Raw genomic sequence first — 3180 nt, 5'->3', positions numbered from 1 at the left:
CTGCTACCTGTGCAGCAAGGCTCCCATTCACGACCGCACAGGGCGAGTCATCGGCATCGCCGGAGTCATGAGGGATGCCCGCAGCGCGGGTGCGATCATCGGCCCCTACGAGGATCTCAAGCCCGCCGTGGATTACCTCAACGGCCATTTCAATGAGAGCATCACCATCGAGAGCGTCGCCGCCATGGTGCATCTCTCCACCAGCCAGTTTCAGCGACGATTCAGAGCCTTGTTTCAGACCTCACCGATTCAATACCTGCTCCAACTTCGGATCGACAGCGCCTGCCAGCAATTGCAGCGCACGGATGCCTCGCTTGGCTCCATCGCCATGGAAAACGGCTTCTACGACCAGAGTGCCTTCTGCCGCCAGTTTCAAAAGCGCGTCCGCCTCTCGCCCCGCCAATACCGGACCCGATTCGGGAAGAACGCGAAGTGGACGCCTTCTTCTCAGTGATGCTCCCTGCTCCCGCAGAAATGCGGGGTCTGCGTGCAATATCCAGACAAAGTTCAGCGGCCAGAGGTTCATGATGAAATGCTCAGTGGATTGCAGCGCAGCCAGCAGCGATAGCGGGAGGGCTGCGATGAGGGTTGAGGCCGGGTTTCATGTATGTGCCGTGATTCACTTCTTTGGCACGGGCGGCAACGCTTTGATCCATGCGAGATTAAAGGCGTAGTGGTTCTGGCTGGTGATGAGCTGGATGCGCCCATCGCGCGTCTGGGTGGCGGCCAGGTAGCCATAGCCGTCGGCGGTGTTTTTTCCATCGGGGGCGAGCAGGCGGCGGTCGGGCCAGGTTTTGCCTTCGTCGTAGCTGACGGTGGCGTAGAGGCCGTAGCCCGTGTAGGTGCCGGTGGTGGATTTGAAGGTCATGCCTTGGCGCTCTTTGAAGGGCGTCCGCCACTGGTCGGTGAAGGAGCACAGCACGATGGGGCCTTCCTTGAGCCGCAGCATGGCGGGCCTTTGCACGTTGCTCACGACGGGGAACTCACTGATTTCCCAATGCCACGTTTCGCCGAGATCGCTGGAGTAGCTGGCGGGCATCTTGAGGTCGAAGAGCTTTTGGTTGCGATCTTCGGGCGACAAACGGCCATAGGCCATGAGACGTCCGTCGGCGAGTTCCACGATGGGCGCATGGATGCCCGCGATGCACGGGCCGCTGTTGCCGGGGCGAACGTCATCGTTGCCTCGGAGATCGCGACCACGCGATTGCCAGGTCCGGCCGTTGTCGCGGCTGATGACGAGCGAGGAATTGTCATACGACATCGCGATCACGCCGTCCTTGGTGCGGATGGGATTGCCCGCCGACTCTCCGTGTGCCCGCAGCACCTCGGCCTTGCTCCAGGTGACGCCGTTGTCGGTGGATCGGCGCACGAGATTGTCGCCATGCTGACGGGCTTCGACGAAATGATAGATCGTCTTGTCGCCATCCCACCAGACCTTGGGCGCGTGATCGTTCACGTCCTGCGCATCCCAGAACGGCGAGGCGGGTTCCCACTCCTTGGCACCGAAGCGCAATCGCGAGCCGGCGTTGGACGTGGTGAGATCGGTTTCGCCGATGGTGGAGAACCAAACGGCGAGCAAATCGCCATTCGGGCACTCGGTGATGGACGGGCTGTGATTCTGGCTGATAAACACCGGGCCGACCGCGCCCTCGGGTATGCGCACGAAGGGTTTCCGCCCTTCAAAGAAGGTCGCGTCCGCTGGCTGTGGCGTGATGTTCGGCACGGCCTGATTCACGTTCTGCGCGTTCAGCGGCGGCGCTGCCACTGCCACCAGCTTTCCCTTCGGAAGCTCACCCTTCACCACGCGGAAGCCGATGCGCTCGCAGGCGGAGTTCGTCACCCACGAGCCACGATTCGCCGAACGCAGGAAACGGATCATCGACGAATGAAATCCGCCGCGAAACACGCGGCAGTCGCCATCCGCACGGCCCAGCGGGTCCGTCTGCGCGCCGCTCTCATACGGCCCATACCTATCGAGGCACCACTCAGCCACGTTGCCGTGCATGTCATGCAGGCCCCAGGCATTCGGCTTCTTCTGCGCGACGCGCAAGGAACCTGCGCCACCTGCCCGGAGTTCCTCAGCAGGGTGGATCAGGCCGATGATTTCCCCCTGCTTCAGGCTCGCCGCAGGCTTCCCAGCATTCCTCCAATCATACTCGCGTGGCATCGGTCCCGGCGGAAAATAGGCTCCGCGAAAGTTATCCTCGCCGAACCACTTCTGATGACCATCCGGCAAATCGTCACCGGTATTGAAGAGCGTCGCCGTGCCCGCACGACAAGCATACTCCCACTCGGCTTCGGTGGGCAGACGATACGTCTTGCCTTCCTTCTTCGAGAGCCACTCGCAAAACGCCACCGCCTTATCCCAAGTCACGCCGCTGGCCGCATCCTCATCTGCGGGCTTCGCCTTAGGCTTGTTCTTTTTGAAATCGGAATCGAACTGCCGAAACTGCGCCACCGTGACCTCGGTAACGCCCATGAAGAACGGCGTCGTGATCGTGACTTGGTGCGCGGGCTTCTCATCGAAGTCGATCCGGTTATTCGCCTTGTAGAGTTCATTGATCCGCTTCTGTCCGAGGTAGTCTTCCAATGGCGGCCCGTCCTGCCCCATCATGAACGTCCCCGGCTCAATGCGCACGAGCTTCATGCCGACGGAGTTGGTGATGGGTTCGGCGGTTTGGCCCACGGAACACACCGAACACACGGAAAGGATGAGAGGAATGAGGAAGAGGCGGCTGGGGTTCATGGTTGTGCTGTGATTCATTGCTTCGGCGCGGACGGCAGTTGTTTGAGCCACGCGAGGTTGAAGACGTAATGGTTCTTGCTGGTGATGAGCTGGGCGCGCCCGTCGCGGCTCTGGGTCACGGCAAGGTAGCCTTGGGGTTCAGCCATTGTGTCGCTCATCGTGAACATGCCCCGGTTGATGGTGCTCACCTCACGCGCCGGGCCGCCGGGGGTGATCAACCGACGGTCCGGCCAGGTCTTGCCCTCGTCATACGACACGGCGGCAAACAAGCCGTAGCCGGTGAACTCCCCGTCCTTGCTCTTGAATGTCATACCCTTGCGGTTGCCTTTGTAGAAATCGAGAACTTGATCGGTGAACGAACACAGCAGGATGGGACCTTCGCGGAGACGGATCATCACGGGGCGCTGGACGGAAGTGACAGCCGGAAACTCGCT

Annotated in this window: 2 protein-coding genes and 1 pseudogene; 1 reads left to right on the top strand and 2 read right to left on the bottom strand. The window is 61.1% G+C overall.

The genetic code is table 11. The annotated features are described in order from the left end of the window. The coding region (locus ACIREA_RS29320) for a helix-turn-helix domain-containing protein (protein WP_397385867.1) at window positions 1–454 on the top strand (454 nt) is incomplete at its 5' end. Between the two features lie 165 nt (window positions 455–619). Here the strand turns inward: ACIREA_RS29320 and ACIREA_RS29315 are convergent. Beyond that, on the bottom strand, window positions 620–2746 hold the full coding sequence (locus tag ACIREA_RS29315; RefSeq protein ID WP_397385866.1) for an SUMF1/EgtB/PvdO family nonheme iron enzyme: 2127 nt from the start codon (window positions 2744–2746) through the stop codon (window positions 620–622). Window positions 2747–2760: 14 nt separating this feature from the next. Beyond that, window positions 2761–3180, bottom strand: a pseudogene (locus ACIREA_RS29310) (glycoside hydrolase); the annotation flags it as partial.

Source organism: Prosthecobacter sp. (assembly GCF_044373815.1).
Taxonomy (GTDB): Bacteria; Verrucomicrobiota; Verrucomicrobiia; order Verrucomicrobiales; family Verrucomicrobiaceae; genus Prosthecobacter.
This window is presented reverse-complemented; position numbering and strand designations above follow the sequence as displayed.